Source organism: Sphingomonas sp. SP6, assembly GCF_058313435.1.
On record NZ_JBZFLG010000001.1, the window covers coordinates 664,182 to 688,787 of the forward strand.

At 69.2% G+C, this 24,606-nt stretch carries 29 protein-coding genes and 1 tRNA gene; 14 read left to right on the forward strand and 16 right to left on the reverse strand.

Annotation, left to right across the window (positions count from 1 at the left end):
* Window positions 1-20: 20 nt before the first annotated feature.
* Entirely contained in the window at window positions 21-1,256 is a 1,236-nt protein-coding gene (locus AC4GYY_RS03180; protein ID WP_491118755.1) for a serine hydrolase domain-containing protein, read from the reverse strand.
* Window positions 1,257-1,394: 138 nt separating this feature from the next.
* Between AC4GYY_RS03180 and AC4GYY_RS03185 the strand changes: the two genes are divergently transcribed.
* Window positions 1,395-3,089, forward strand: coding sequence for a class I adenylate-forming enzyme family protein (locus AC4GYY_RS03185; protein ID WP_491119284.1), 1,695 nt, complete (start codon window positions 1,395-1,397; stop codon window positions 3,087-3,089).
* Between the two features lie 31 nt (window positions 3,090-3,120).
* Window positions 3,121-3,798, forward strand: coding sequence for a nitroreductase (locus tag AC4GYY_RS03190; protein WP_491118757.1), 678 nt, complete (start codon window positions 3,121-3,123; stop codon window positions 3,796-3,798).
* On the opposite strand, the gene AC4GYY_RS03195 is transcribed toward AC4GYY_RS03190, so the two are convergent.
* Genes AC4GYY_RS03195 through ispH form a run of 4 tightly spaced genes read right to left on the reverse strand, consistent with a single transcriptional unit; the run spans window position 3,795 to window position 7,322 of the window.
* Window positions 3,795-4,856, reverse strand: coding sequence for an SDR family oxidoreductase (locus tag AC4GYY_RS03195; RefSeq protein WP_491118759.1), 1,062 nt, complete (start codon window positions 4,854-4,856; stop codon window positions 3,795-3,797). The genes AC4GYY_RS03190 and AC4GYY_RS03195 overlap by 4 nt on opposite strands.
* 60 nt (window positions 4,857-4,916) lie before the next feature.
* Entirely contained in the window at window positions 4,917-5,369 is a 453-nt protein-coding gene (gene rnhA, locus AC4GYY_RS03200) for a ribonuclease HI (protein ID WP_491118761.1), read from the reverse strand.
* Entirely contained in the window at window positions 5,366-6,334 is a 969-nt protein-coding gene (gene thrB, locus AC4GYY_RS03205) for a homoserine kinase (RefSeq protein WP_491118763.1), read from the reverse strand. Before thrB ends, rnhA begins: the two co-directional genes overlap by 4 nt.
* A gap of 31 nt (window positions 6,335-6,365) precedes the next feature.
* Window positions 6,366-7,322, reverse strand: coding sequence for a 4-hydroxy-3-methylbut-2-enyl diphosphate reductase (gene ispH, locus AC4GYY_RS03210; RefSeq protein WP_491118765.1), 957 nt, complete (start codon window positions 7,320-7,322; stop codon window positions 6,366-6,368).
* A gap of 82 nt (window positions 7,323-7,404) precedes the next feature.
* On the opposite strand from ispH, the gene AC4GYY_RS03215 reads away from it, so the two are divergent.
* Window positions 7,405-8,037, forward strand: coding sequence for a hypothetical protein (locus AC4GYY_RS03215; protein ID WP_491118767.1), 633 nt, complete (start codon window positions 7,405-7,407; stop codon window positions 8,035-8,037).
* Window positions 8,038-8,085: 48 nt separating this feature from the next.
* On the opposite strand, the gene AC4GYY_RS03220 is transcribed toward AC4GYY_RS03215, so the two are convergent.
* Window positions 8,086-8,397, reverse strand: coding sequence for a UrcA family protein (locus AC4GYY_RS03220; protein ID WP_491118769.1), 312 nt, complete (start codon window positions 8,395-8,397; stop codon window positions 8,086-8,088).
* Between the two features lie 142 nt (window positions 8,398-8,539).
* Here AC4GYY_RS03220 and AC4GYY_RS03225 point away from each other — a divergent pair, with 142 nt between their 5' ends.
* Window positions 8,540-9,427, forward strand: coding sequence for a LysR family transcriptional regulator (locus AC4GYY_RS03225; protein WP_491118771.1), 888 nt, complete (start codon window positions 8,540-8,542; stop codon window positions 9,425-9,427).
* 79 nt (window positions 9,428-9,506) lie between these two features.
* Here the strand turns inward: AC4GYY_RS03225 and AC4GYY_RS03230 are convergent, their stop codons facing one another.
* A complete protein-coding gene (locus tag AC4GYY_RS03230) occupies window positions 9,507-10,505 on the reverse strand; it encodes a 2-hydroxyacid dehydrogenase (protein WP_491118773.1) in 999 nt (332 codons plus the stop codon).
* An 89-nt stretch (window positions 10,506-10,594) separates the two neighbouring features.
* Between AC4GYY_RS03230 and AC4GYY_RS03235 the strand changes: the two genes are divergently transcribed.
* From AC4GYY_RS03235 to AC4GYY_RS03250, 4 genes are read left to right on the forward strand one after another with little or no spacing between them, the layout of a single operon-like run.
* On the forward strand, window positions 10,595-11,074 hold the full coding sequence (locus AC4GYY_RS03235; protein WP_491118775.1) for an SH3 domain-containing protein: 480 nt from the start codon (window positions 10,595-10,597) through the stop codon (window positions 11,072-11,074).
* Window positions 11,071-11,913 carry a carboxylating nicotinate-nucleotide diphosphorylase gene (gene nadC, locus AC4GYY_RS03240; protein WP_491118777.1) on the forward strand — a complete coding sequence of 281 codons (843 nt, stop codon included), beginning with the start codon at window positions 11,071-11,073 and terminating at the stop codon, window positions 11,911-11,913. The genes AC4GYY_RS03235 and nadC overlap by 4 nt, the downstream gene beginning before the upstream one ends.
* Window positions 11,910-12,344, forward strand: coding sequence for a hypothetical protein (locus AC4GYY_RS03245; protein ID WP_491118779.1), 435 nt, complete (start codon window positions 11,910-11,912; stop codon window positions 12,342-12,344). The genes nadC and AC4GYY_RS03245 overlap by 4 nt, the downstream gene beginning before the upstream one ends.
* Window positions 12,341-13,048, forward strand: coding sequence for a ribonuclease T2 family protein (locus AC4GYY_RS03250; RefSeq protein ID WP_491118781.1), 708 nt, complete (start codon window positions 12,341-12,343; stop codon window positions 13,046-13,048). The genes AC4GYY_RS03245 and AC4GYY_RS03250 overlap by 4 nt, the downstream gene beginning before the upstream one ends.
* Window positions 13,049-13,066: 18 nt before the next feature.
* Here the strand turns inward: AC4GYY_RS03250 and AC4GYY_RS03255 are convergent, their stop codons facing one another.
* The 4 genes from AC4GYY_RS03255 to AC4GYY_RS03270 form a co-directional block, all read right to left on the reverse strand.
* Window positions 13,067-13,333: a hypothetical protein gene (locus AC4GYY_RS03255; protein WP_491118783.1), complete on the reverse strand. Its 267-nt coding sequence runs from the start codon at window positions 13,331-13,333 to the stop codon at window positions 13,067-13,069.
* Between the two features lie 95 nt (window positions 13,334-13,428).
* Entirely contained in the window at window positions 13,429-13,692 is a 264-nt protein-coding gene (locus tag AC4GYY_RS03260; RefSeq protein ID WP_491118785.1) for a hypothetical protein, read from the reverse strand.
* A 42-nt stretch (window positions 13,693-13,734) separates the two neighbouring features.
* Window positions 13,735-13,977, reverse strand: a complete 243-nt coding sequence (locus tag AC4GYY_RS03265; protein WP_491118787.1) for a hypothetical protein — start codon at window positions 13,975-13,977, stop codon at window positions 13,735-13,737.
* Window positions 13,978-14,105: 128 nt separating this feature from the next.
* Window positions 14,106-15,551 (reverse strand): M20/M25/M40 family metallo-hydrolase, encoded by a 1,446-nt coding sequence (locus AC4GYY_RS03270; protein ID WP_491118789.1) that lies wholly within the window; start codon window positions 15,549-15,551, stop codon window positions 14,106-14,108.
* Between the two features lie 109 nt (window positions 15,552-15,660).
* Here AC4GYY_RS03270 and ettA point away from each other — a divergent pair, with 109 nt between their 5' ends.
* Genes ettA through AC4GYY_RS03285 form a run of 3 tightly spaced genes read left to right on the forward strand, consistent with a single transcriptional unit; the run spans window position 15,661 to window position 18,126 of the window.
* Window positions 15,661-17,340: an energy-dependent translational throttle protein EttA gene (gene ettA, locus AC4GYY_RS03275; RefSeq protein ID WP_491118791.1), complete on the forward strand. Its 1,680-nt coding sequence runs from the start codon at window positions 15,661-15,663 to the stop codon at window positions 17,338-17,340.
* A gap of 29 nt (window positions 17,341-17,369) precedes the next feature.
* Window positions 17,370-17,687: a hypothetical protein gene (locus AC4GYY_RS03280; protein WP_491118793.1), complete on the forward strand. Its 318-nt coding sequence runs from the start codon at window positions 17,370-17,372 to the stop codon at window positions 17,685-17,687.
* 4 nt (window positions 17,688-17,691) lie between these two features.
* On the forward strand, window positions 17,692-18,126 hold the full coding sequence (locus tag AC4GYY_RS03285) for a ribose-phosphate pyrophosphokinase (RefSeq protein WP_491118795.1): 435 nt from the start codon (window positions 17,692-17,694) through the stop codon (window positions 18,124-18,126).
* Window positions 18,127-18,142: 16 nt separating this feature from the next.
* On the opposite strand, the gene AC4GYY_RS03290 is transcribed toward AC4GYY_RS03285, so the two are convergent.
* Window positions 18,143-18,859 (reverse strand): Uma2 family endonuclease, encoded by a 717-nt coding sequence (locus tag AC4GYY_RS03290; protein WP_491118797.1) that lies wholly within the window; start codon window positions 18,857-18,859, stop codon window positions 18,143-18,145.
* 51 nt (window positions 18,860-18,910) lie between these two features.
* Entirely contained in the window at window positions 18,911-20,812 is a 1,902-nt protein-coding gene (locus AC4GYY_RS03295; protein ID WP_491118799.1) for a potassium transporter Kup, read from the reverse strand.
* Window positions 20,813-20,936: 124 nt separating this feature from the next.
* On the opposite strand from AC4GYY_RS03295, the gene ccmC reads away from it, so the two are divergent.
* A complete protein-coding gene (ccmC, locus tag AC4GYY_RS03300; protein ID WP_491118801.1) occupies window positions 20,937-21,662 on the forward strand; it encodes a heme ABC transporter permease CcmC in 726 nt (241 codons plus the stop codon).
* A 19-nt stretch (window positions 21,663-21,681) separates the two neighbouring features.
* Window positions 21,682-22,308, forward strand: a complete 627-nt coding sequence (locus AC4GYY_RS03305) for a tetratricopeptide repeat protein (protein ID WP_491118803.1) — start codon at window positions 21,682-21,684, stop codon at window positions 22,306-22,308.
* On the opposite strand, the gene AC4GYY_RS03310 is transcribed toward AC4GYY_RS03305, so the two are convergent.
* Window positions 22,305-22,523 (reverse strand): DUF3072 domain-containing protein, encoded by a 219-nt coding sequence (locus AC4GYY_RS03310; protein WP_491118805.1) that lies wholly within the window; start codon window positions 22,521-22,523, stop codon window positions 22,305-22,307. The genes AC4GYY_RS03305 and AC4GYY_RS03310 overlap by 4 nt on opposite strands.
* A 63-nt stretch (window positions 22,524-22,586) precedes the next feature.
* Window positions 22,587-22,663 (reverse strand) — tRNA-Arg (locus tag AC4GYY_RS03315).
* 77 nt (window positions 22,664-22,740) lie between these two features.
* On the opposite strand from AC4GYY_RS03315, the gene AC4GYY_RS03320 reads away from it, so the two are divergent.
* Entirely contained in the window at window positions 22,741-23,466 is a 726-nt protein-coding gene (locus AC4GYY_RS03320) for a queuosine precursor transporter (RefSeq protein ID WP_491118806.1), read from the forward strand.
* A gap of 146 nt (window positions 23,467-23,612) precedes the next feature.
* On the opposite strand, the gene AC4GYY_RS03325 is transcribed toward AC4GYY_RS03320, so the two are convergent.
* Window positions 23,613-24,554: a peptidylprolyl isomerase gene (locus tag AC4GYY_RS03325; protein ID WP_491119285.1), complete on the reverse strand. Its 942-nt coding sequence runs from the start codon at window positions 24,552-24,554 to the stop codon at window positions 23,613-23,615.
* Window positions 24,555-24,606: the final 52 nt, after the last annotated feature.

A 24,606-nucleotide genomic window follows, 5' to 3' on the forward strand; every position in this document is an offset into this window, starting at 1 on the left:
GGACGAACGGAAAGTGGGTGTCAGGTCAGCGCCGCGTAGATCATCGTCTTGAGCTCGCGGCGGATGGGATAGATCATGCTCGGCGACAGCTGGGTCATGAACACCATGCTCAGCCGCTCGACCGGATCGATGAAGAAGGCGGTCGAGAACATCCCGCCCCAATAATATTCGCCGACCGAGCCAGGCATCATCGAGCGCGCGACGTCGATCGTCACCGCGAACCCCAGGCCGAAGCCGGTGCCGGCGTTCTGCGTCTCGCTGAACAGCGACTTCGACATCGCGGTCAGGTCCGCGCCGCCGGGCAGGTGGTTCCGCGTCATCAGGTCGATCGTCTTGCGACCGAGGATGCGCGCGCCGTCCAACTCGCCGCCGTTCAGGCACATCGTACAGAAGCGGTGATAGTCGAGCGCGGTCGACACCAGCCCGCCTCCGCCGGAGACGAGCTTGAACGGGGTTCCCCACATCGTCTCGGCGGCGCGATCGAACATCACCCGCTCGGTCGGCGCGTTCACCGGATCGGGGAGGGTGTAGCAGTCGGTCAGCCGGTCCAGCTTGTCGGCGGGCACCGTGAAGAAGGTGTCGTGCATCCCGAGCGGCGCGAAGACGCGGGTGCGGAAGAACTCCTCCAGCGGCATCCCCGATACGCGCTGGACCACCGCGCCCAGCACGTCGGTCGCGACCGAATAGTTCCAGCTCTCGCCCGGCGAGAACTCCAGCGGCACCTTGGCGAGCGCGGCGACGAACGAGTCGAGGTCGTGGTTGCCGTGCCAACTTTCCAGCTTGCCCTCGCGGTACGCCGCGTCGACGTTGGAGCGGTTCTGGAAGCCGTAGGTCAGCCCCGACGTGTGCCGGAGCAGATCGACCATCCGCATCGGCTCGGTCGTCGGGCGGGTGACGAACGGCACCCCCGCGCCGCCGCCGTTATAGACGCCCAGCCGCTTGAACTCGGGGAGAACGTGGTGGACCGGAGTGTCGAGCGCGACCTTGGCCTCCTCGACCAGCATCATGAACGCGACCGAGGTGATCGGCTTGGTCATGCTGGCGATGCGGAACAGCGATCCCTCGTCGATCTCGCCAGCCCTGTCCTCGCGCGCTTGGCCCGCCGACCAGAAATGCACGATCTCGCCCTCGCGGGCGACGAGCAGCTGCGCGTTCGCGAAGGCGCCGGTATCGAGGTAACGATCCTTCAGAAAGGCGTCGACCCGCGCCAGGCGGCTGGCGTCGAAGCCATATGATCCGGGCGTCGCGATTGTCATGCCTCTCCGTACCCCGCCTTCGAAACGTTCGAACCCTATCGCCTTGAGCGTCACGCGAATCAATCCTAACCGTGGCTCCGACAAACCCGTTTTTCGGAGAGTTCGCCCGTGTCCACCGCTTCCCCGACCTTTCCGGCCATGTCGATGGATCAGGTCCGCGGCGTGCTGACCGCGCCGGGATCGCGGTTCGAGATGGAGACGGTGGAGATTCGCGGCTGCGCGACGCGCGTGTGGAAGAACGCGCCGCCCCATCTTGGCGCGCTGGTCGCGCATTCGCGCAGCCACGGCGAACGGCTTGCGACGATCTTCGAGGACGAGCGCGTCAGCTACGAGGCGCAGTTCCGGGCGATCGCAACGCTCGCCGCGGACTTCCAGACGCACGGCGTCGTCAAGGGCGACCGCGTGGCGATCGCGATGCGCAACCTGCCGGAATGGGTCGTCGCCTTCTTCGCCACGACCGTGCTCGGCGCGATCGCGGTGCCGCTGAACGCCTGGTGGACGGGCGAGGAACTCGCCTACGGTCTGTCCGATTCGGGCGCGAAGGTGCTGGTCTGCGACGACGAGCGCTGGGCTCGGATTGTGTCGCACCGCGCCGACCTGCCCGATCTCGCCCGCGTCCTCGTCTCCCGCGCCGCCGCGCCGGTCGAGGGTGTCGAGCGGATCGAGTCGGTGATCGGCACGCCGGAGAGCTGGGCGACGCTGCCGCCGCGCGAGCTGCCCGACGTCGATCTCGCGCCCGACGACGAGGCGAGCATCCTCTATACCAGCGGCACCACCGGCCGGCCCAAGGGCGCGCTCGGCACCCACCGCAACTTCGCGACCAACATCTTCTCGAGCGGCTACGCGATGGCGCGGATGGTCCTGCGCCGGGGCGATCCGCTGCCCGAGCCGACGCCCAAGGTCGCGCTGACGGTGATTCCGCTCTTTCACGCGACCGCGCTCTCGGCCGGGCTGATGGGGTCGATGGCCGCAGGCCACACCAACATCTACGTCCGCAAGTTCGAGCCGGTGCGCGCGATGGAGATCATCGAGCGCGAGCGGGTGAACTCGACCGGCGGCGTGCCGACGATCGCCTGGCAGCTGCTCGAGCATCCCGACCGCGACCGTTACGATCTCTCCAGCCTCGAATCGATCGGCTATGGCGGGGCGCCCTCCGCGCCCGAGCTGGTCCGGCGGATCGCCGCCGAGTTCAAGGCGATGCCCGCCAACGGCTGGGGCATGACCGAGACGATGGCGACGGTCACCACCCACGGCGGCGAGGACTATCTCGCCCGTCCCGAAAGCTGCGGTCCCGCGGTCGCCGTCGCCGACCTCAAGGTGACCGATCCCGAAGGGGGCGAGGTCGCGCCGGGCGAGGTCGGCGAACTCTGGGCGCGCGGGCCGATGATCGTGAAGGGCTATTGGAACAAGCCCGAGGCGACCGCGGCGACCTTCGTCGACGGCTGGGTGCGGACGGGCGACCTCGCGCGCGTCGACGAGGAGGGGTTCTGCTTCATCGTCGACCGCGCCAAGGACATCGTGATCCGCGGCGGCGAGAACATCTATTCGAGCGAGGTCGAGAACGTCCTCTACGCACATCCGGCGGTGATGGACGCGGCGCTGGTCGGCGTGCCGCATCGCCAGCTCGGCGAGGAGCCGGCCGCGGTCGTCCACCTCGTTCCGGGGACGGCCGCGAGCGAGGCCGAGCTGCAGGCCTGGGTGCGCGAGCATCTGGCGGCGTTCAAGGTCCCGGTCGCGATCCGCTTCACGCCCGAAACGCTCCCCAGGAACGCCAACGGCAAGATCCTCAAGCGCGAATTGAAGGTGCTGTTCGAGGACCGCGCCGCCGCTTGACCGCCTCCCATATCAAAGCAGGATTGCCCGCATGACCTATGACGAAGTCGTCCTCGGCCGCCGCTCGATCCGCGGCTACCTGCCCAAGCCCGTGCCTCGCGCGTTGATCGAGGACGTGCTCGCGCTCGCGATGCGGGCACCCTCCTCGATGAACACGCAGCCGTGGCATTTCCATGTCATCACCGGCGAGCCGCTCGAGCGCATCCGGCAGGGCAACACCGAACGCAACCTCGCGGGCATCCCCCATTCGCGCGAGTTCCGGACCGGCGTCGCCTTCGCCGGAGCGCACCGCGATCGCCAGGTCGGCGTCGCCAAGCAGCTCTTCGCCGCCATGGGGATCGCGCGCGACGACAAGGAGATGCGGCACGATTGGGTGATGCGCGGCTTCCGCCAGTTCGACGCTCCGGTCTGCGTGATCATCACCTATGACCGGGCGGTCGACGGCAGCGACGACACGCCGTTCGATTGCGGCGCGGTGGCGACGGCGCTGGTCAACGCCGCCTGGTCGCGCGGGCTCGGCACCGTCATCAACAGCCAGGGCATCATGCAGTCGCCGGTCGTGCGCGAACATGCCGGCATCCCCGACGATCAGGTGATCATGAAGAGTATCGCGCTCGGCTGGCCGGACGAGACCTTTCCGGCGAATGCGGTCGTGTCCGAGCGCCGTCCCGTCCACGAGGCGGCGACCTTCGTGGGGTTCGACGATTAGGGGATCAGCCGATCGGCGCGCAGTCGCTCGAACAGCGCGAAGAAGGCGTCGTCGGTCGGCACATAGCCGGTGAACCCCAGCCGCCGGCTCTTGGACATGTCCGTCACGACTTCGATCGGGCGGCCCAGGTCGGCGTCGGTGTGCCAGGGGGAGGCGAGGCGGGAGAGGTCGGGTTCGGCGAGCCCCTCGCGCGCGGCGATCTCGCGCCAGACGCCGGCGGCGTCCGCCATCTGCCGCTCCAGCGGGCGGACCGTCCCGTCGAACGCCGCAGCCTCGACTCCGAACCAGTCGGCAATGCGGCGCCACATCCACTGCCAGCGGAAGACGTCGCCGTTGACGACGTTGAAGGCCTGGTCGTGCGCGGCCTCGGTCTCGGTGGCCCAGAGCAGGTGCGCCGCGAGCTGCCCGGCGTCGGTCATGTCGGTCAGCGAGGACCATTGCGCCTGGGAGCCGGGAAAGGTGAACGGGCGTCCGATCTCGCGGCACAGCGTGGCGTAGGCCGCCAGTGTCGTGCCCATGTTCATGGCATTGCCCACCGCCTTGCCGATCACGGTGTGCGGTCGGTGGACGCTCCAGCTCAAACCGTCGCGCGCCGCCGCGGCGAACACCTCGTCCTCCTGCGCATAGTAGAAGTTCTCGACGTCGAGCCGGCCCTGCTCCTCGCGAAACGGGGTCTGCGGCAACGCGCCTTTGCCATAGGCCTCGAACGGGCCGAGATAGTGTTTGAGGCCAGTGACCAGGGCGACGTGGCGTGGCCCTGTCGGTTTGGGCAGGCCGTCCAGCAAATTGCGGACCATCGCCGCGTTCACGCGGATGTTCTCCGCCTCGCTGTCCTGCCGCAGCCAGGTGGTGATGAACACCGCGTCGGGATTGACGCCGGCGAGCGCCGCCGCGGTCGCGGGTGCATCGCGGAGGTCGGCGGCGACCGGGTGGACGCCGGGCTGGTCCACCGCGCGGCGGGCGAGGCCATGGACGGTCCATCCCTCGCGCACCAGCAGGTCCGCGGTGGCGCTCCCCACGATACCGCTGGCGCCGACGATGAGGGCGGTCTTGGTCATGCTCTGTCCGATCGAAGGTTGGTGAGCGGAGCGCGCGGCAGGCGAGTCCGGTTCCGCGGTTCAGGCGCGCCGCCCCGCCGCGACCGCCGCATCGCTCGCGAGCTTGTCGGCGCGCTCGTTCTCGGGGTGGCCGGCGTGGCCCTTGACCCAGCTCCATTCGACGCGGTGCGGCTCGGCGGCGGCGAGGAGCGCCTGCCACAGCTCTGCGTTCTTGACCGGCTTCTTGTCGGCGGTCCGCCAGCCGTTCTTCCGCCAGCCGTGGATCCATTTGGTCAGCCCGTCCATGACGTAGCGACTGTCGGTGGAGATGGAGACGCGGCACGGCTTCTTGAGCGCGTTCAGCGCCTCGATTGCAGCGGTCAGCTCCATGCGGTTGTTGGTCGTATGCGGATCGCCCCCGGAAAGCTCCTTCTCGCGCTCGCCCATCCGCAGCACGGCGCCCCAGCCGCCGGGACCGGGATTGCCCTTGCACGCGCCGTCGGTGAACGCCTCGACATGGGGGAGTTCGGTCATGCCAGCGTCCCCATCAGACTGGCGAGGTTGGGATCATAGACCCGAACCCGCCGCCAGAAGGCGAGGGGGTCCTTGCGAGTGACCAGCGCGTCGGCGGGGGTGTTCAGCCAGTCCCACGCTCGCGAGAGCGTGAAGCGGATGCAGGCGCCCACCGCCAGATCGTTGAAGCCACTTCTGTCTTCGTCGCTGAGCGGGAAGTGCTGCGAGTAGCCCGCGATCAGCGCATCGCCGATCGTCTCGTCGTAGAAGGCGCCGGTTGCGTCGAACGACCAGGAGGCGTGCATCACCGCCAGATCGTACAGGCGGATATCGGTGCAGGCGAAGTAGAAGTCGATCAGCCCAGTCACCCGGTCGTCGAGCATGAGGACGTTGTCTGGAAACAGATCGGCGTGGATCGCGCAGCGGTCGAGCCCATCACGACCGTAGGTCGCGGCCAGATCGGGGATCGCGTAGGCCAGGTCGTCGTGTAGTCCCGGCGCGATCTGATCGAGGCTCGCCCCGCAGCGTTCGTAGAGAAACTGCCAGGTCGGCTGGCCCATGGAGTTTCCGCGCTGAAGCGGGAAGTCGACCACGGCCAGGTGCATCCGACCCAGCGCGCTGGCCGCCGCCCGTGCCTGCGCCGGCGTCGGATGCGACAGCGACACGCCGGGCAGGAACGTGATCAGGCACGCGGGCCGTCCCTCCAGCTCCTGGATCTCGACGCCGTTCCGGTCCTTGATCGCCGGCGGCACCGGCAAGCCCTTGGCGGCGAGGTGATCGAGCAGCGCCATGAAGAACGGCAGGTCGGCGGCCGCCACCCGCTTCTCGTACAACGTCAGGATGAACCGCCCGCGCGTCGTGTCGACGAGGTAGTTGGAGTTCTCGACGCCCTCGGCGATGCCCTTGGCGCTGACCAGCTCGCCGACGTCGTAGCGCGCGAGGAAGGCCGACAACGCTTCGGCGGAGACATGGGTGTAGACGGCCATCCCGCGCCTCCTAGCCGAAAGCGGTGGCGCCTCAAGCCGCCGCGGCGGTCGCCTCCAGCGCGCGCGGCAGCTTGAACGCGATGGTCTCGCGCGTCGTCTCGACCTCGCGCTCGCGGATGTCGTACCGTGTCGAGAGCAGGTCGACGAGTTCGCGGACCAGCAACTCGGGCGCAGAGGCCCCGGCGCTGATGCCCAGCCGCTCGACGCCGTCCATGAAGCTCCAGTCGAGGCAGTCGGCGCGCGGGATCAGCCGCGCGCGGGTGCCGTTGCGCTCCGCCACCTCGACCAGCCGCATCGAGTTCGACGAGTTGGTCGCGCCGATCACCAGCAGCGCGTCGACCTCGCCCGCGATCGCCTTCACCGCCGCCTGGCGGTTCGAGGTGGCGTAGCAGATGTCCTCGCCGCGCGGACCCTGGATGCTCGGGAACTTGGCCCGGAGCGCCTCGACCATCGCCGCGGTGTCGTCGACCGACAGCGTCGTCTGGGTGAGGAAGGCGAGATTGTCCGGGTCGGCGGGGGTGAACGAGGCGACGTCCTCGACCGTTTCCAGCAGCGTCATCGCGCCCGGCGGCAGCTGGCCCAGCGTGCCGATCACCTCGGGATGGCCGGCATGGCCGATGAACACGATGTGCCGCCCATGCTCGTTCAGCCGCTCGGCCTGGCGGTGGACCTTGGAGACCAGGGGGCAGGTCGCATCGAGATAATCGAGCCCGCGCGTCTCGGCGTCCGCCGGCACCGACTTCGGCACGCCGTGAGCGGAGAACACCACCGGCGCGCCGTCGGGCACCTCGTCCAGCTCCTCGACGAACACCGCGCCCTTCGCCTTCAGCGCGTCGACGACGAACTTGTTGTGAACGATCTCATGGCGAACATAGACGGGCGCGCCGTGCTTCAGGATCGCCAGCTCGACGATGTGGATGGCGCGGTCGACGCCGGCGCAGAAGCCGCGCGGGGCGGCGATCACGAGCTCCAGGGACGGCTTGGTCATGTCCTACGCCGCCTAGCCGATTGCGCGCGCGGCGGGAAGGCGCTTATGGCGGCGGCGATCCTACGTGAAAGGCTTTGCCCTCGTGACCCTGCGCGCCGCTCCCCTCCTGCTCCTCGGGCTGGCCGCCTGCGCGCGCTCGGGGGATATCGATCCGTCGGGCGGGATCACTGCCGTCCGCACCGCCTGTCCGACGGTCGCGATCCCGGCCGGCACCGGCGACGTGACCCTGTTCGATCCGCCGACGAGCCGCCTCGAATCGGCGATTGACGTCACGGCGACGATCAGCAACCTGCGCTCGACCTGCGACGACAGCGGCGAGCAGGTCGTCACCCAGGCGACCTTCGACGTCCGCGCCCGCCGCACCCGCGCCGACGCCGCGCGCGACGTGTCGCTGCCCTACTTCATCACCGTCGTGCGCGGCGGCAGCCAGGTCGTGTCGAAGCGGGTGAGCCAGGTCGCGCTCCATTTCGACGCCGGGCAGGCGGTGGCGACGGGGACCGGCAAGGGCGCTGCCTTCGTCAACCGCGCCGCGGCGACGCTCCCCAAGGAGGCCCGCGACACGCTGACCCGCAAGCGCAAGGCCGGGGAGGAGGACGCCGCGCTCGACCCGCTCGCCCGGCCCGAGATCCGCGATGCGGTGCTCAAGGCGACCTTCGAGGCGCTGATCGGCTTCCAGCTCACCGACGCCCAGCTGAAGTACAACGCCACGCGGTAAGGCGCGACCCGGCGTGCGGGACGCCGCCGCGCCGCGGACGGCAGACCCTCACCGCGCCGCCAGCGCCACGTCCGTTGCGGCCGCGATCGCGGCATCGCGCTGGGCGGTGACCATGCGCCGCGTGGCGCGTTCGCAGCTCTTCGCTGCCGCATAGCCGCCGTACACCGCCGAGATGCCGTCGGTGCACACGCGGCGCGCAGCCAGGGCAAGCCGGCGATCGAGGGTGGCGACGTCCGCACGGCGGCTGAGGTCGAGGTCGTGGACCGCGACGCGGGCGGTCGCGACGGGGTTGGTCCGGGCGGTCGCGGGCGCGCCGCTCCACGCCGCGGCCAGCGCCGCGGCGACGAGGATCGTCTTCATCGTCTGTCTCCTGAAGATGGCCGCGATCGGCCATGCCCGGGAGATAGGCCGATAAGTCAGTTGCGAACAGCAACGATGTTGCGCAGCCATTCTGCAAAGGTGCAGGATGCGCCGACCGCGCGTGGGGCGCAGGGAGGCGCTTGTGAACGAATGGGACGACATCCGCCACTTCCTCGCGGTCGCGCGCGCCGGCAGCACGCTCGCCGCCGCGCGCGTGCTGGGGGTCAGCCAGACCACGACCGCGCGCCGGGTCGCGGCGCTGGAGGCGCGCCTCGGCTGCGCCCTGTTCGAGCGGCGGCAGGCGGGCTATGCGCTGACCGAGGCTGGGACCGCGCTCCTGCCGCAGGCCGCGGTGATGGAGGCGGCGGCCTCGGGGTTCGACGCCGCGGCGGGCGCGCTCGGGCGCGACGCGAGCGGGACGGTGCGGCTCTCCGCCGGCTCGCTGATCGCGATCACCATCCTGCCGCCGCTGCTCCGCGATCTGCACGACGCGCATCCGGGCGTGCGCATCGAGCTCGACACCGGGGATGGGCTCGCCGATCTCGCCGGCGGCGAGGCCGATGTGGCGATCCGCACGATCGCGCAGCCGACCGGCGCCGGGCTGGTCGGGCGCAAGATCGCCGACGATCATTGGACGGTCTATTGCAGCCGCGACTATGCCGCCGCGCACGGATGCCCGCGGCGCCGTGCCGAGCTGCTTGGCCATGCCTTCATCGGCGGCGGCGAACCCAAGGTCTGGGAGATGTACCGCGCCTGGCTTGCCGAGAACGGGTTGGAGGCGGCGGTGACGATGCACCTGGGCTCGTCGGCGGGGCTGCTGTCGGCGGTGCGCGCCGGGGCGGGGCTCGCCGCGCTTCCCTGCCTGGTCGCCGACCGCGAGCCCGAATTGATCCGCTGCCTGTCGCCCTCGCCCGACATCCCCCGCCGCGGCGTGTGGCTGCTCACCCATGAACGGGTGCGGCATGTGCCGCGGGTGCGCGCGGTGCTGGACTTCCTCGGGCCGCGGCTGTCGGGCTTGGCGACGCGGTGAATGACGACTTGCGAGCCGACGGCAGACCCCACCCTCGGCCGTCGGAACTCGGCGGCGCCTGCCGCCGCACCGAAGAAGACTAAGCCCAACCCTCCAGCACCTGGTCCGGCGGGCGATGGCCGTCGGCCCACATGCGGATGTTGGCGATCACCTTCTCTCCCGTCGCGATCCGGCCCTCGTAGGTGGCGGAGCCCATGTGCGGGGTCATCACCACGTTGGGGAGGGCGAGCAGCCGCGGATCGATCGCGGGTTCGTGCCGCCAGACGTCCAGCCCGGCGCCGGCGAGCCGCCCCGCTTCCAGCGCCGCGACCATCGCATCCTCGTCGACGATCCCGCCGCGGCTGGCGTTTATGAGGAAGACGTGCGGGCGCAGCAGCGCGATGCGGCTCGCATCGATCAGGTCGCGGCTGTCCGCGTTCAGGGGCGTGTGGATCGTCAGGATGTCGATGTTCGCCAGCATCTCGTCGAGGTTGGGATGCCACTGCGCGGACAGCTCCGCCTCCACCACCTTGGGGAGACGGTGGCGGTTATGGTAATGGACGCTCAGCCCGAACGCCCGTGCGCGCCGCGCCACCGCCTGGCCGATCCGCCCCATGCCGACGATCCCCAGCGCCTTGCCGCCGATCCGGTGCCCGAGCATCCCGCCCGGGCTCCACCCACGCCATTCGCCCGATCGGACCAGTTTCTCGCCCTCCGCCAGCCGCCGCGGCACAGAGAGGATCAGCGCCATCGTCATGTCGGCGGTGTCCTCGGTCAGGACGCCCGGCGTGTTGGTCACGAGGATGCCCCGGGCGCGCGCCGCCGCCAGGTCGATGTGGTTCACGCCGGCGCCGAAGTTGGCGATGAGCTTGAGTCGGGGTCCGGCGACGGAGATCAGGTCGGCGTCGATCGAATCGGTGACCGTCGGCACCAGCACGTCGCACTCCGCCACCGCCGCCTCCAGCTCGGGGCGGGTGAGGGGGCGGTCGTCGCGGTTCAGGTCCGCCTCGAACAGAGCCGCCATCCGGTCCATCGTCGCGTCCGCCAGCTCGCGGGTGACGACCACTTTGGGGTTGGGGCAGCGACGAGGATCGGCCATGCCCCGCGACTTGGCGAAGGCGGCGGGAGGCGTCAACGCGGTTGATGCGGCGCACAGGCGGGCTAGAGCGGGGCTTGAAGGGAATTGGTATGCGGCGGATGATCGGGGCGCTAGCCCTCCTCGCGCTGGTCGGCAGCGATGTGGCGTTCGCGCAGGCGAAGAAGACGCCGCCCTATTACGCCTCGATCTCCGCCGGCCGCGCGCGGATGCGGACCGGGCCGGGCAGGACCTATCCGGCGAGCTGGCTCTACGTCCGCGCCGACCTGCCGGTGAAGGTGGTCGCGGTGTTCAAGGAATGGCGCAAGGTCGAGGACCCCGACGGGACGCAAGGCTGGATGCTCGCCAATCTGCTGTCGGAGGCGCGCACCGGCTACGTGCGTCGCGAGATCGCTGACCTGCGCGAGCGGCCGACGCCCGGCGCCCGGGTCGTCTGGCGCGCCGAGCCCGGCGTCGTCGGCCGGCTCAGCCAGTGCGGCGGCGGCTGGTGCCGGCTCGATGTGAAGGGGCAGGCGGGCTATGTCGAGGCCGGTCGGCTCTGGGGCGTCGACCCCAGCGAGACGTTGCCATGATCGCCGGCTTCGATCTGGACGTCTTCGTCGCCGCGACGCTCGCCGAGGATCTGGGCGAGGCAGGGGACATCACCTCCGCCGCGGTGATCCCCGCGGACGAGCGGTTCGCCGGCGTGATGGACACGCGCGACGCGATCGTCGTCGCGGGGCTGGAGATCGCCGAGGCGTTCTTCCGCCGTCTCGATCCCGAGGTCCGGATCGAGCGGCTGGTCGGGGAGGGCGAGCAGGTGCCGGCGGGGACCGACCTGATGCGGCTGTCGGGGCGGGCGCGGGGGATGCTGACGGCGGAGCGGTCGGCGCTCAACACCGTCCAGCATCTGTCGGGGATCGCGACGCTGACGCGGCGCTACGTCGACGCCATCGCCGGGACCGGCGCGACGCTGCTCGACACGCGCAAGACGCTGCCGGGCCTGCGCGTGCTGGAGAAATATGCGACCCGCATGGGCGGCGCGCAGAACCACCGCATGGGGCTCTGGGACGCGGCGATGATCAAGGACAATCACGTCGCGGTCGCGGGCGGAGTCGGGGAGGCGGTGCGGCGCGCGGTCGACGCCGGGATCGCGCGAGTCATCGTCGAGGTCGACCACCTGGACCAGATCGCGCCTGCGCTGGGCGCGGGCGCGACCCATCTGCTGCTCGACAACATGCCGCCCCCGGTGCTGCGCGAGGCGGTCGCATTGGTCGCCGGGCGCGTGCCCACCGAGGCGTCGGGCGGGGTGACGCTCGAGACCATCCGCGCGATCGCCGAGACGGGCGTCACCTACATCAGCGTCGGCCGCTTGACCCAGTCCGCTCCCGCGGCCGACGTCGGGCTGGACTTCATGGGGGAAGCACGATGACCAGACCGCCCGTCATCCGTATGTTCGACCGGCTCTACCTGGCATCGACCGCGGCTTGGCTGATCGGCGCCGCATTGTCATGGGACGAGCGGCGACGGCTGATCGCGGGCAGGTCCGCGCTTGCTGGTTACGAGTGGCTGGTCCCCGCCGGCTTTGCGCTGGTCCTCGTCATCAGCCTGGCACTGTGGTGGGGGGCGGCCCATCGGCGCAGTCAGGTCGCCCGCGCGGGGATCGTATTCGTCGCGGTGCTCTCCGCCGGGGTGCTGGTGCTGACCGGGGTCGGCCTGGTCGCCGGGCGCGCGCTGTCGCTTCCCGCGACCTTGCTCCAGCTGCTCTCGTCTGGGCTCGGGATCGCCGGGGCGATCGTGCTCTTCGGCGACGGCGCGCGCGACTGGTTCGGCGAACCGGATACGGCGGAGGCGCAGCCGTGAGGCGGGCGCTCGCCGCGGTGGCGCTCCTCGCTCCGGCGCAGGCCCTTGCCCAAAGCGATGGCTGCGCCGTCCCGTCGATGCTGCCCCAGCTCCGGCCCGACCTGCCGAGTGCGGATCAGCCGCGCCGCCTGCTGCCGATCGGCGGCTATACGCTTGCGATCAGCTGGTCGCCCGAGTTCTGTCGCACCAAGCGGGACCAGCCGTCAGCGGCCTTCCAATGCGGCGGCGGCCGTCGATTTGGTTTCGTGCTGCACGGACTCTGGCCGGATGGGCAGGGGAAGGTTTGGCCCCAATATTGTCGCCCGACCGGCTTGCTCGCCGAGGCCGTGGTGAAGGGCGCGCTCTGCGCGACGCCGTCGGCGCAGTTGATCCAGCACGAATGGGCGAAGCACGGCACCTGCGTCCCGGGCGCCACCCCGGCAAGTTATTTCGCCCGCAGCACTGGTCTCTACGCGCGGCTGCGCTATCCGGCGATGGACGCCTTGTCGCGCCGGCCGCTGACTGCGGCCGGGCTGGCGACCGCGATCGCGCGCGTCAATCCTGGGCTGCGCGCCTCCGGGATGCGGATCAGCACGCGGCCGGGCGGATGGCTGGACGAGGTCTGGATCTGTCTGGACCGGCGCTTCCGCTACCGGAGCTGTCCGACACACCAGGGCGGCGTATCGCCGCAGACGCGGCTGAGGATCTGGCGAGGCGGCACTTAGGTCTTCGCGGACCCGACGCTATTTCATCGCGTCCTTCGGGTTCGCCTGCGCGCGAAGATTGGCGGCCTCGTCATCCAGCGTGCTGGATGCGTTCTCGAGTTGGGTCGCCGTACCCGTGTCGGCGGAATTGTCCGCCAGCATCTCGTAATTGTCGGCCTTCGCCTCGAGCTGGTCGGCCATCGCATCCGCGTTGGCGGCGGTGGATCCGGCTTTCGGCTCCTTCGAGCAGGCCGATACCAGAAGCAGCGCGGCGGCGGTCGCGGCAGAGAACGAGAGCAGACGCATGACGTGGCCATCCGATGTGGCCCGTACGAACGGGCGCGCCCGTCCGGGCCGGCATGAAAAGGAGCTCCGGATCGTCGATCCGGAGCTCCCTTCGATCACTTGTTGTCGGCAGCGTCCTCGCCGGCGTCGCGGACGTTGTCCGCCGCGTCGTGCAGGTTCTCTGCGGCCGCCTCGGTGTTGTCCTCCGCCAGCGGATTGGCGGTGGTGTTCGACATGTCCGACATGTTGTCGGCCATCGCGTCCATGTTGTCCGCCATCATGTCGGCGTTGTTCTCGACCGCGGCCGCTTCCGGCGACTTCGAGCAGGCGGCGACGGACATCAGGCCGGCGGCGACGGCGACGAGTGCAAACTTCTTCATGTGGTATCCCCTTGTCAGGTCAGAACTCCGCGCGGGCGGAGATTACATCGAGGTGTTTTCGACCGAATTCTCGACCGCGTCGGCCTGATCTTCCATGTTCTCGGAAGCGTTGGTCAGCGCGGCGGCGTCGGCGCCGGTCGCGTTATCGGCCATCGCGCCGAGATTGTCGGCCTGAGCCTCCATGTTGTCGGACACGTTGTCCGCGGCGGCCTCGGTGGGCGTCCGGTTGCAAGCGGCGACCGACATCAGTCCGGCGGCGACAGCGACAAGCGCGATCTTCTTCATTCAGTGGCTCCCCACACAAAGCGTCTCTCGCGCCCGACCCCTTTGCCGCCGCGAAGTTTCGCCAATAGCGCAGCCGAACGAGGCGTCAAACCCATTTGCGTCATGTTTGCGGCGAGCGGTGGACGGGTTCACGGCCGCGACGAGGCGTTGGCGGGGCTGGCGGGGATCAGCGTCTCGGGGGCGTCGGCGACCACCGCCAGCATGGTCGCCCAGGCCGCGACGTTCTGGCGGAGCTGCTCCGGATCGATCCGGTCGAGGGTGTCCTCGGGCGTGTGATGGTAATCGAAGTAGCGCAGTCCGGACTGGTTCAGGTCTACCGCGGGCGCGCCTGCCGCGATTGCCGGCTCGACGTCGGTGCCGCCGTTGGGCGTGCCTGAGCCGCGGACGACGCCGAGCGGCGCCAGCGCCGCCGCCAACCGGTCGGCGACGGCGGTCGCGGTGGCCACGAACCCGGTCTGGACGCGCCACACCCGATCGGCGCCGAAATCGGATTCCGCGGCCATCGCGTGCCGCTCGCCGCCATGCGCTTTGGCATAGGCTTCGCCGCCGTGCCCGCCGGTCTCCTCGTCCCCGAACCAGACGACGCGGATGGTGCGACGGGGCGGTCGCGCGCGATCGAGGATCAGCTTGGCGGCGGCGGTGGTGATCGCCACCCCCGAGGCATCGTCGATCGCGCCGGTGCCCAGGTCCCAGCTGTCGAGATGCCCGCCGATCAACACGACGCCCGCGTCCGTGTCCGTTCCAGGCACCTCCGCGACGACGTTCCCCGACAGCCGGGCCGGGGCGAACTGCGGCGTGAGCGTGAGATGGACGGTGATCGTTTTTCCCCGCGCCGCCATCCGCTCCAGGTTCTCGGCGTCCGCCACCGACAGCGCCGCGGCGGGGATCGGCCGGGTTCCCGCCGCGAAGTTGGTGTTCCCCGCATGCGGGCCGCGACCGTGATCGGACCCGATCGAGCGGATGAGGACGGCCGCCGCGCCCTTCTTCGCCGCGACGGCCGGGCCGGTGAAGCGTGCGGAGCCATAAGCGCCGTAGCTCGACCCATCCTGCGTCGCGACCATCCCGTTGCCGATATAGGCGATCTTGCCCGTCAGGCTGCCCTCCGGCGCGCGCTGGAGATCGGCGTAGCTCGCGAAGACGACGACCGGCAGCGTCAACCCGTCCGCTGGCGTCGCGCCCGAGTTGCCCAGCGCGGTCAGCCGGAGCGGCTGCGGGAAGGGAGCGACGACCTCGGCGGTCTCCAAGCCGCGTTCCCAAGGCTTCGTGAGCGTGTACGGCTCGACCCGCACGTTGCGGAACCCTAGCGCCCTGAGCTTCGCCACGGCCCAGTCGCGCGCCCGCGCCTGGGCCGGCGAGCCGTCGGTCATCCGCGGACCGATCTCGGTCGTGAGCCCCTCGACGATGTCCCAGGCCGTGCCGTCGGCGAGCGCCTTCTGCTGGAGCGCGAGGACCTTCGGGTCGACCGGCGCGGGCGGGATCACCGTGGGCGCGGCGGTGGGTGGCGGTGCCGGCGGCGCGGCCTGCGCGAGCGCGGGCGTGGCGACGATGGCGAGGGGGAGGAGCGGTCGGATCATGCGGTGCGCGTAGGACCCATCCCGCCGTTTGCCAACGTTGCGGCGCGGCACTACATGCGCGCACGCATTTCCAGCGATTTTCAGCCTCAGAAAGCGAGCCGCTCCACCGATGGCCGTCCAGTACACCTACGTCATGAAGGGTCTGACCAAGACCTTCCCGGGCGCGAACAAGCCCGTGCTCAACAACGTCCACCTCCAGTTCATCCACGGCGCCAAGATCGCGATCATCGGCCCCAACGGCGCCGGCAAGTCGACGCTGATGAAGATCATGGCCGGCATGGACCCCGATTTCGTCGGCGAGGCCTGGGCGGCGGAAGGCATCCGCGTCGGCTACCTGGCGCAGGAGCCGCAGCTCGATCCGACCAAGGACGTGATGGGCAACGTCAAGGACGGCGTCCGCCCGGTCGCGGACCTGGTCGACCGGTTCAACGCGATCTCCGCCGAGATGGGCGATCCGCAGGACGACACCGACTTCGACAAGCTGATGGAGGAGATGGGCGAGCTCCAGGCCAAGATCGACGCGGTCGACGGCTGGACGCTCGATTCGCAGCTCGAACAGGCGATGGAGGCGTTGCGCTGCCCGCCGGGCGACAGCGCCGTCACCAACCTGTCCGGCGGCGAGAAACGCCGCGTCGCGCTGTGCAAGCTGCTGCTCGAGAAGCCCGACATCCTGCTCCTCGACGAGCCGACCAACCATCTCGACGCCGAGAGCGTGTCGTGGCTGGAGAACTACCTGAAGGAATATGCCGGCAACGTCATCCTGGTGACGCACGACCGCTACTTCCTCGACAACGTCGTCAACTGGGTGCTCGAGCTCGATCGCGGGCGGTATTACACCTACGAGAGCAATTATTCGGGCTATCTGGAGAAGAAGGCCAAGCGGCTCGAGCAGGAGGAGCGCGAGGAGCAGGGCAAGCAGAAGGCGATCGCCGACGAGCTCGCCTGGATGCGCCAGACCCCCAAGGCGCGCCAGACCAAGTCCAAGGCGCGCATCCGCAACTTCGAGCAGCTGATGGAGAGCCAGGAGAATCGCGTCGCCGGCAAGGCGCAGATCCTGATCCAGATCCCCGAACGGCTCGGCAATAAGGTGATCGAGGCCAAGGGGCTGTCCAAGGCCTATGGCGACAAATTGCTGTTCGAGGGGCTGGACTTTACCCTGCCGCCGGGCGGGATCGTCGGCGTGATCGGGCCGAACGGCGCGGGCAAGTCGACGCTGTTCAAGCTCATCACCGGACAGGAACAGCCCGACGGCGGCTCGATCGAGGTCGGCTCGACCGTCAAGCTCGGCTATGTCGATCAGTCGCGCGACGACCTCGATCCGAACAAGAACGTCTGGGAGGAGATCAGCGACAAGCTGGAGGTGTTCCGCTTCGGCAAGCAGGAGCTGGGGACGCGCGCGTATGTCGGCGCGTTCAACTTCCGAGGGCCGGACCAGCAGAAGAAGGTCGGGCAATTGTCCGGCGGCGAACGCAACCGCGTGCACATGGCCAAGATGCTCAAGGAGGGCGGCAACGTCCTCCTCCTCGACGAGCCGACCAACGATCTGGACGTCGAGACGCTGCGCGCGCTGGAGGAGGCGCTGGAGACCTTCGCGGGCTGCGCCGTGGTCATCAGCCACGACCGCTTCTTCCTCGATCGCCTGTGCACCCATATCCTGGCGTTCGAGGGCGACAGCCACGTCGAATGGTTCGAGGGCAATTACGAGAGCTACGAGGAGGACAAGCGCCGCCGCATGGGCGACGCGGCGGATCGGCCGACGCGGCTGGCGTACAAGAAGCTGACGCGGTAGTTCACTGACACGCTTCGGAAGGGGGAAACATGCTGGCCGTTGCCTACGCTGTCGTCGTGATCTCCTCTTTCATCCTGTCGTTTTGGCTGGCGGGCACGCTTTGGAATCGCTGGATGTGGGTTCGCGACGGCAAACCTGTCCTCAGCAAGGGTGAAAGTCTGTCGGTCGATTTGTTGCGCGCTCAGGGTCACACCACCACCTCCGCGCGCAGACTAGTTGTCAGTCGGCGGCTGAAATCTTCGGCCTTCGGTGAGGCTATGCAGGGTATCGCGGACACGAGCGACTTGATGAGGAATCCCGATCGGGAAGTGGAACTACGGCAGGTCGCATCTAGGATAACACGTTAGCCTCATGTCCCAGTCTTCCGATCTCGCCGGAGGCACGCTGTCGCGCTGGCTGGAGGAGGAGGGCATTATCCCCGCCGAGACCGGCCCCGGCTCGCTTGCCGACATCCCCCGCATCCGCGCGCTGCTCGTCGCCGCCGCGCGCGAGGGGCGGGCGGTGAGCTATTCGGAGCTGCTCCGCGATCTCGGGCATCGCTTCACCCGGCCGAAGATGCGCGCGGTGTGCAAGACGCTCGACGCGATCGACGAGGCCGCGACCGCTTCGGGCGAACCGCCGCTCGCGGTGCTGGTGGTGCGCGAGAGCGACCGGCTGCCGGGGCAGGGCTGGTGGGCCGGTGCGCGCGACGCGCACGGCTATGACGGCGAGTGGGAGGGGCCGGAGGCGGCGAGATTCGTCCGCGAGCTCCAGGGGCGGGCATTTGATTACTGGCGAGGACGGTGAGCGCTCGCTCGATTGCTTACAGACCGGACGTGTCGATCGTCAGGCCTGCGATCGTCGCCGATGTCAGCTCCTCCCCAAACGAGATCTCGGCCTCTTTCTCGAAGGTGTCTTCGACGGGCGACCACATCCGGTGGATCACCCGCTCAGCGACGTCAGCGACCCAGTATTCCGATACACCGGCTGCCGCGTAGACGACGGCCTTCTGACCGAGATCGAACTCGATCGTAGAGAATGAAATCTCGCACAAAAGCGCCACCGACTTGGCCGGGATCGGACCCACCCCACGAGGCTCGCTCGTCAGGATGATGTCCGGTTGGGGTTCGCTGGTCGGGCTGATCCAGACCGACTGTTCGGTCGCAACGCTCAGCGGCGATCCGATCGCTTCGACGGCGCGACGAAGGCGGTAAGCGATCTCGTCCTTCACAAAGCCGTGCTGTCGGTGCTGGGGACTCATCGCGTAGACCTCACCGTCGATCAGTTCCGTCGCCTGGTGATCCGCGAACGCACCCGCCGCGTCGAGCAAATGATAAAGCTCCACCGTAAGCTTGAAGCGGACGTATTCGTCGCTCTCGGGCTCGCCCCCGTCGTCCGGTCGCGGGCTGCCGAAGAGCTCGCCGTCGAGCAGTTCGGCGCGCCACGTCTTCTGAAACGCGCCGCTTTCCTTAAGCATCAGGAAGTCACGCGCTTTCAGTCCGATGGGACGGCGGCTCCGTACAGGAGCGTGAACGTTCATCAGGATTGGATACCATGATCGCGGAGGTCCACCAAGGATCTCAACCCGTCTTCAAATCTGCACTTGGCTCCCCAACTCGACGACCCGGTTCACCGGCAGGTTGAAGAACTCCATCGCGCTCGCCGAATTGCGCACCATCCAGCCGAACAGATGCTCGCGCCACAGCGCCATGCCCGGGCGGTCGCTCGCGATCACCGTCTGGCGCGAGAGGAAGTAGCTGGTCGTCATCTGCGGCAGCGGGCCGATCCGGTCCGCGGCGGCGGCGAGCGCGGCGGGGATGTCGGGTTCCTCGACGAAGCCGAAGCGCAGGCGGACGCGCTTCATGCCGGTGCCCAGGTCGGACACCTCCACCCGCTCCGGCGGAGAGACGCGGGGGATGTCGAGCACGGACACCGTCACCAGCAGCACCTGCTCGTGCAGCACCTGGTTGTGCTTCAGATTGTGCAGCAGCGCGGGCGGGACGCCCTCGGTCGTCGACGTCAGGTAGATGGCGGTGCCGCGCACGCGGTGGACGCTCTTCTCGACCGACTTGGCGAAGATCGGGACGGGCATGTTCGCCGCCTCGAACCGCGCGCGCATCAGCGCGCGGCCCTTCGCCCAGGTGGTCAGCATCGTGAAGGCGATCGCGGCGACCAGCAGCGGGAACCAGCCGCCGTCGACGAACTTGGTCAGGTTGGAGGCAAAATAGGTGCCGTCGACGATCGCGAACACCGCGATCAGCGCGACGGCCGCGGGCAGTGGCCAGTGCCACAGCCGGCGGAGCACGACCGCGAGCATCACCGTCGTGATCAGCATCGTCCCCGTCACCGCGATGCCATAAGCGGAAGCGAGGTTCGACGAGCTGCGGAAGGTGAGCACCAGCATCACCACCGCGACCAGCAGCCCCCAATTGACCAGCGGCAGATAGATCTGGCCTTCGGCATGCTCGCTCGTGTGCTCGACCGAAAGCCGCGGGAACAGGCCGAGCTGGACCGCCTGGCGCACGACCGAGAAGGCGCCCGTGATCACCGCCTGGCTCGCGATCACCGTGGCGAGCGTCGCCAGGATCACGAGGGGCAGCCGCCACGCCTCGGGCGCCAACAGGTAGAAGGGACTCTCGACCGCGGCCGGCGCGCGCAGCAGGAGCGCGCCCTGCCCCAGATAGTTGAGCATCAGCGTCGGAAAGGCGACCACCAGCCACGCGAGCCGGATCGGCTGCCGCCCGAAGTGGCTCATGTCGGCGTAGAGCGTCTCGGCACCGGTCACCGACAGGACGATCGAACCGAGTGCGAGGAAGGCAAGACCGGGATCGTGAAGGATGAACCGTGCGCCCCAAAGCGGCGACAGGCTCTGGAGGATCGAGGGAGTCGCGGCGATCGAGATCGCGCCCAATACCGCGATCACGACGAAATAGACCAGCATGACCGGGCCGAACAGCTGGCCGACCCGCTCGGTCCCGTGCTTCTGGATGGCGAAAAGCGCGACCACGACCGCCACCGCCAGCGGGATGACGTAGCGGGCGAAGCGCGGATCGAGCGTCTCCAGCCCCTCGATCGCCGAAAGGACGGACACCGCCGGCGTGATCATCGCATCGCCGAAGAACAGCGCGGTCGCGAAGATGCCGAGCACGGTCAACCCCGCGGTCCATCGACCGGGGCCGGAGGCGCGGGAGATCAGCGCGAGGAGCGACAGGCTGCCGCCCTCGCCCTTGTTGTCGGCGCGCATCATGATCATCACATACTTGACCGTGACGATCAGCAGCATCGTCCAGAAGACGATGCTGATCACGCCGTGGACGCGCAGGCCGTCGACCGGCATCGTGTGATGTCCGGCGAACGTCTCGTGCAGCGCGTAGAGCGGGCTGGTGCCGATGTCGCCGAACACGACGCCCAGCGCGCCCAGCGCCAGCCAGAGCGTCTTGCCGTGCGGCGCGTGGTCGGTCGGCGCGGCGTCCGCGTCGGCGAGGGATGGCATCTGAGACTCGCCCCTTTGGTAAGCGGGCGGGCTTTGATCCCGCGGCAGCGCCTTGGCAAGCGGCCCGTTCCCGCCGTCTTGGGCGAGGCTATCGCAAGCGCTCCCGATCGCTTAATCCGTGGTCATGCCTGCGCTCCATGCCCTCGCCAATCCGGCTCGCTTCGTGAAGATCGCGAGGCCGCTGACGCCGCTGCTGTTCTGGCTGGGCGTCGCGCTGGTGGCGTTCGGGGCCTGGGGCGGGCTGACGCGGACGCCGCCCGACTATCTCCAGGGCGAGACGGTGCGGATCATGTACATCCACGTCCCCTCGGCCTGGCTCGGGATGGGCGGATGGAGCGGGATCGCGCTGTCGAGCATCGCGCTGCTGGTCTGGCGGCATCCGCTGGGCGGAGTCGCCGCGCGGGCGATCGCCGCGCCGGGCGCGGTCTTCGCGGCGGTGTGCCTCGCCACCGGCGCGATCTGGGGACGGCCGACCTGGGGGACGTGGTGGCAGTGGGACGGACGGCTGACGTCGATGCTGCTGCTGTTCTTCGTCTATCTGGGCTATCTGGCGCTCGCCCGCGGCGACGCGGAGCGCGGCGGCGACGGCCGCATCCCGGCGATCTACGGGGTCGCGGGCACGGTGCTGCTGCCGATCATCCATTATTCGGTGGTGTGGTGGAACACGCTCCACCAGGGCCCCTCGATCGGGCTGACCAGGTCGACGATCGACGCGAGCATCCTATGGCCGCTGTGGCCGATGCTCGCCGGCTTCACCTGCCTGTTCGCGGCGATCGTGCTGATGCGGATGCGCGCGAGCCTGGCGACCGCGAAGGTCGAGGCCCGGCTGCGGCGGCTGGCGACGGCGTGACGCACACGGCGCGCCGACGATGATCGGGCTGGTGGCGGCCGCGGTCCTTGCCGCCGCGGCGTTCGGCGCGTTGGCGCTGGTCGGCGCACCGCGACGACTGTGGCCGGTTATCGGTGGGACGCTGATCCTGGGGCTGTCCGGGTACGGCTGGCAGGGACGGCCCGGGCTCGCCGCGTCTTCCGCCCAGCCATCGGCCGAGGCTGCGGCGCTCCCGCCGGCCCTCATCGACCTGCGGGAACGGATGATGGGACGGTTCACCGCCGACGCCGCCTTCTACACCGCATCGGACGCGCTGCTACGCGCGGGCGACGCCGATGCGGCGGCGCGGGTGATGCTGGGCGGGGTGAACTCGCTGCCCAAGAGCTACATGCTCTGGACCGGGCTGGGATCGGCGCTGGCGGCCCACGACGGCGGACAGGTGTCGCCCGCCTCGCTGATCGCGTTCCGCCAGGCGATCCGCCTCGCCCCGCGCCATCCCGCGCCGGTGTTCTTCCTGGGTCTGGCCTATGTGCAGGCCGGCGCTCCCGAGCGCGCGCGGCCGCTCTGGCGGCGCGCGCTGGCGCTCAGTCCCGGCGGCGCGTCATACCGCAGCGACATCGCCGGCCTGATCATGGCGCTCGACCGGGCCACGGCGGCGCGGCGCTAGCGACCGCGCCCGGTCTTCTCCTGCAGCGCATCGATCTGCTTCGAGGCGTCGGCCTTCGTGAGCGTGTCGTCGAACGTCTCGCCGGCTTCCTCGCTGAGCGTCTTCAGATAGCTCGCCTGGGCGCCGGTCATCGGCTCGTCGCCTGTCGTCCAGTCGTCGGGGTCCTTCTCGGCGTTGCCGGTCGGATGGTCCTTCGGGTTCTCGGTCGTGCTCATGGCTGGGATCCTTTCGGCCGCATCAACGCCGATGTTCCGCAACTGTTCCGCAAAGACCGAAGCTGGCGCGCCCGGCAGGACTCGAACCTGCAACTCCAAGCTTAGAAGGCTCGTGCTCTATCCAGTTGAACTACGGGCGCGTCGCCGCTCCGCGTAGCGCGGATTGCGTGGTGGGGGAACCGCCCGCATAATCGTCGGACTTGAGGGGACGGGGACGATGCGGACGGTTTCGGCGGAGCAGATCGGGGCGGCGCAGTTCCGCTTCTACGATTTCGTGATGGCGGGGTTCGTCGCGATCCTGCTGCTGTCGAACGTGCTTGGCGCGGGCAAGGTCGCGCAGGTCTGGCTGCCGGGGCTCGGCTACCAGCCGTTCGGCGCGGGCATCCTGTTCTTCCCGGTTTCGTACGTCATCGGCGACGTGCTGACCGAGGTCTATGGCTATGCGCGCGCGAGACGGGTGATCTGGGCGGGGTTCGTCGCGGTCGTGTTCATGGCGGTGATGAGCTGGGTGGTGGTCGCGCTGCCGCCCGCGCCCGACTGGAAGAACCAAGCCGCTTACGAGACGATCTTCGGCCAGGTGCCGCGGATCGTGTTCGCCAGCGTCTGCGCCTTCTGGGTCGGCGAGTTCGTCAACTCCTACGTCCTCGCGCGGATGAAGGTGTGGACCGAGGGGCGGATGCTGTGGACCCGCACGATCGGCTCGACGATCGCGGGGGAGGGGGTGGACAGCCTGATCTTCTACCCGCTCGCGTTCCTGGGCGCCGCCGGGTTCACCAACGCGCTCGTGGTGAAGCTGATCTTCGTCCAGTGGGCGCTCAAGGTCGGGTGGGAGGTGGTGCTGACGCCGGTGACCTATGCGGTGGTCGGCTGGCTCAAGCGGGCGGAGGGGGTCGACGTGTTCGACCGCGGGACCGACTTCACGCCGTTCAAGGCGGGGGTTTGATTTCCCTCTCCCCGCTTGCGGGGAGAGGGTGGCCGAGCGGAGCGAGGTCGGGAGAGGGGCAGTCGGGTCGGAGCTCGCGCGCGCGCACTTCCCCTCTCCCTCGCCGCTGCGCGGCTCTCCCTCTCCCCTGAGGGGGAGAGGGAAGGTCAGTTCACCCGCCGCACCGGCACCGGCACGTTGCACACGTCCGCGCCGCCGGCGGGGCGGATGAAAAAGGCATCCTTCCGGTTCGCGCGCGCGTCGGCGTAGCGGGCGAACGTGGCGCTCTCGGTCGAGAGATATTCGAAGCGCGGCTGCTCGGCCGTGGGCAATTCCGGGGCCAGGCGGATCGAGACGATCGGCGTCCGTTCCTCCGCCGTCTTGTAGAAGCCCAGCGCCTCCGTCCCGCGCGGCAGGCTGGAGAGGTACTCGATCCCCTCGATCACACGCCCGACCAGCGCGATGTTGCGATCGAGGTGGCGCGGCGCGTGACCGATCACGGTGTAGAGCTCGGCCCCGTTGCCGGTGTTGGGCGAGAGATCGCGGCCGACGCCGACCATGCCGTAGCAGTGGACGGGCCACTTCTGTTGTCTACCGTCTTCAGATGCAAGCGGCCATCCGTTCCAGAATGCGTCAAGCGTATGGTAAGATGAGGTGATGTAGCTTTTCGTTGAGCCTACGGGCGGGAGAGGTGGGCAGATGTGTCCGTCGCACCAGTAGAGCGTTTCGTAGTCGCTCTCTGGAGGCGTCTCCAACCCCGCCGGCAGAACCTTCTTCTCGGTCGCGTCGCCCCATTGAACGACGTAATTGTCCTGCACGCGGTTGACGCTCACCCCGTCGTACCAGTGCGCGGCCGCGAGCTTCCGGATGTTGCGGACCCAGCCTTGCGAGAAGGGCGCAGGGATGAGCTGGATGACGACGCGGCGCGAGCGGCCCTTGGCGTCGGGCGCGAGTGTCATCACCAGCAGGTCCGAGGCGGGGATCGCGCGCCAATCCGCCGCAGGCGCGGCCGCGACGATCTCGGACGGAGCCAGCGCCGATGGCTGGGTCTTGCCGGCGGACTGGGCGGCGGCGGCTTGCGCCAAAGCGGCGATCAGGAGCGAAAGCATGCCTGCCATGCTGCCCGCCTCGCGGCCTCGGCGCAACGCCCGCTTGCGCTCC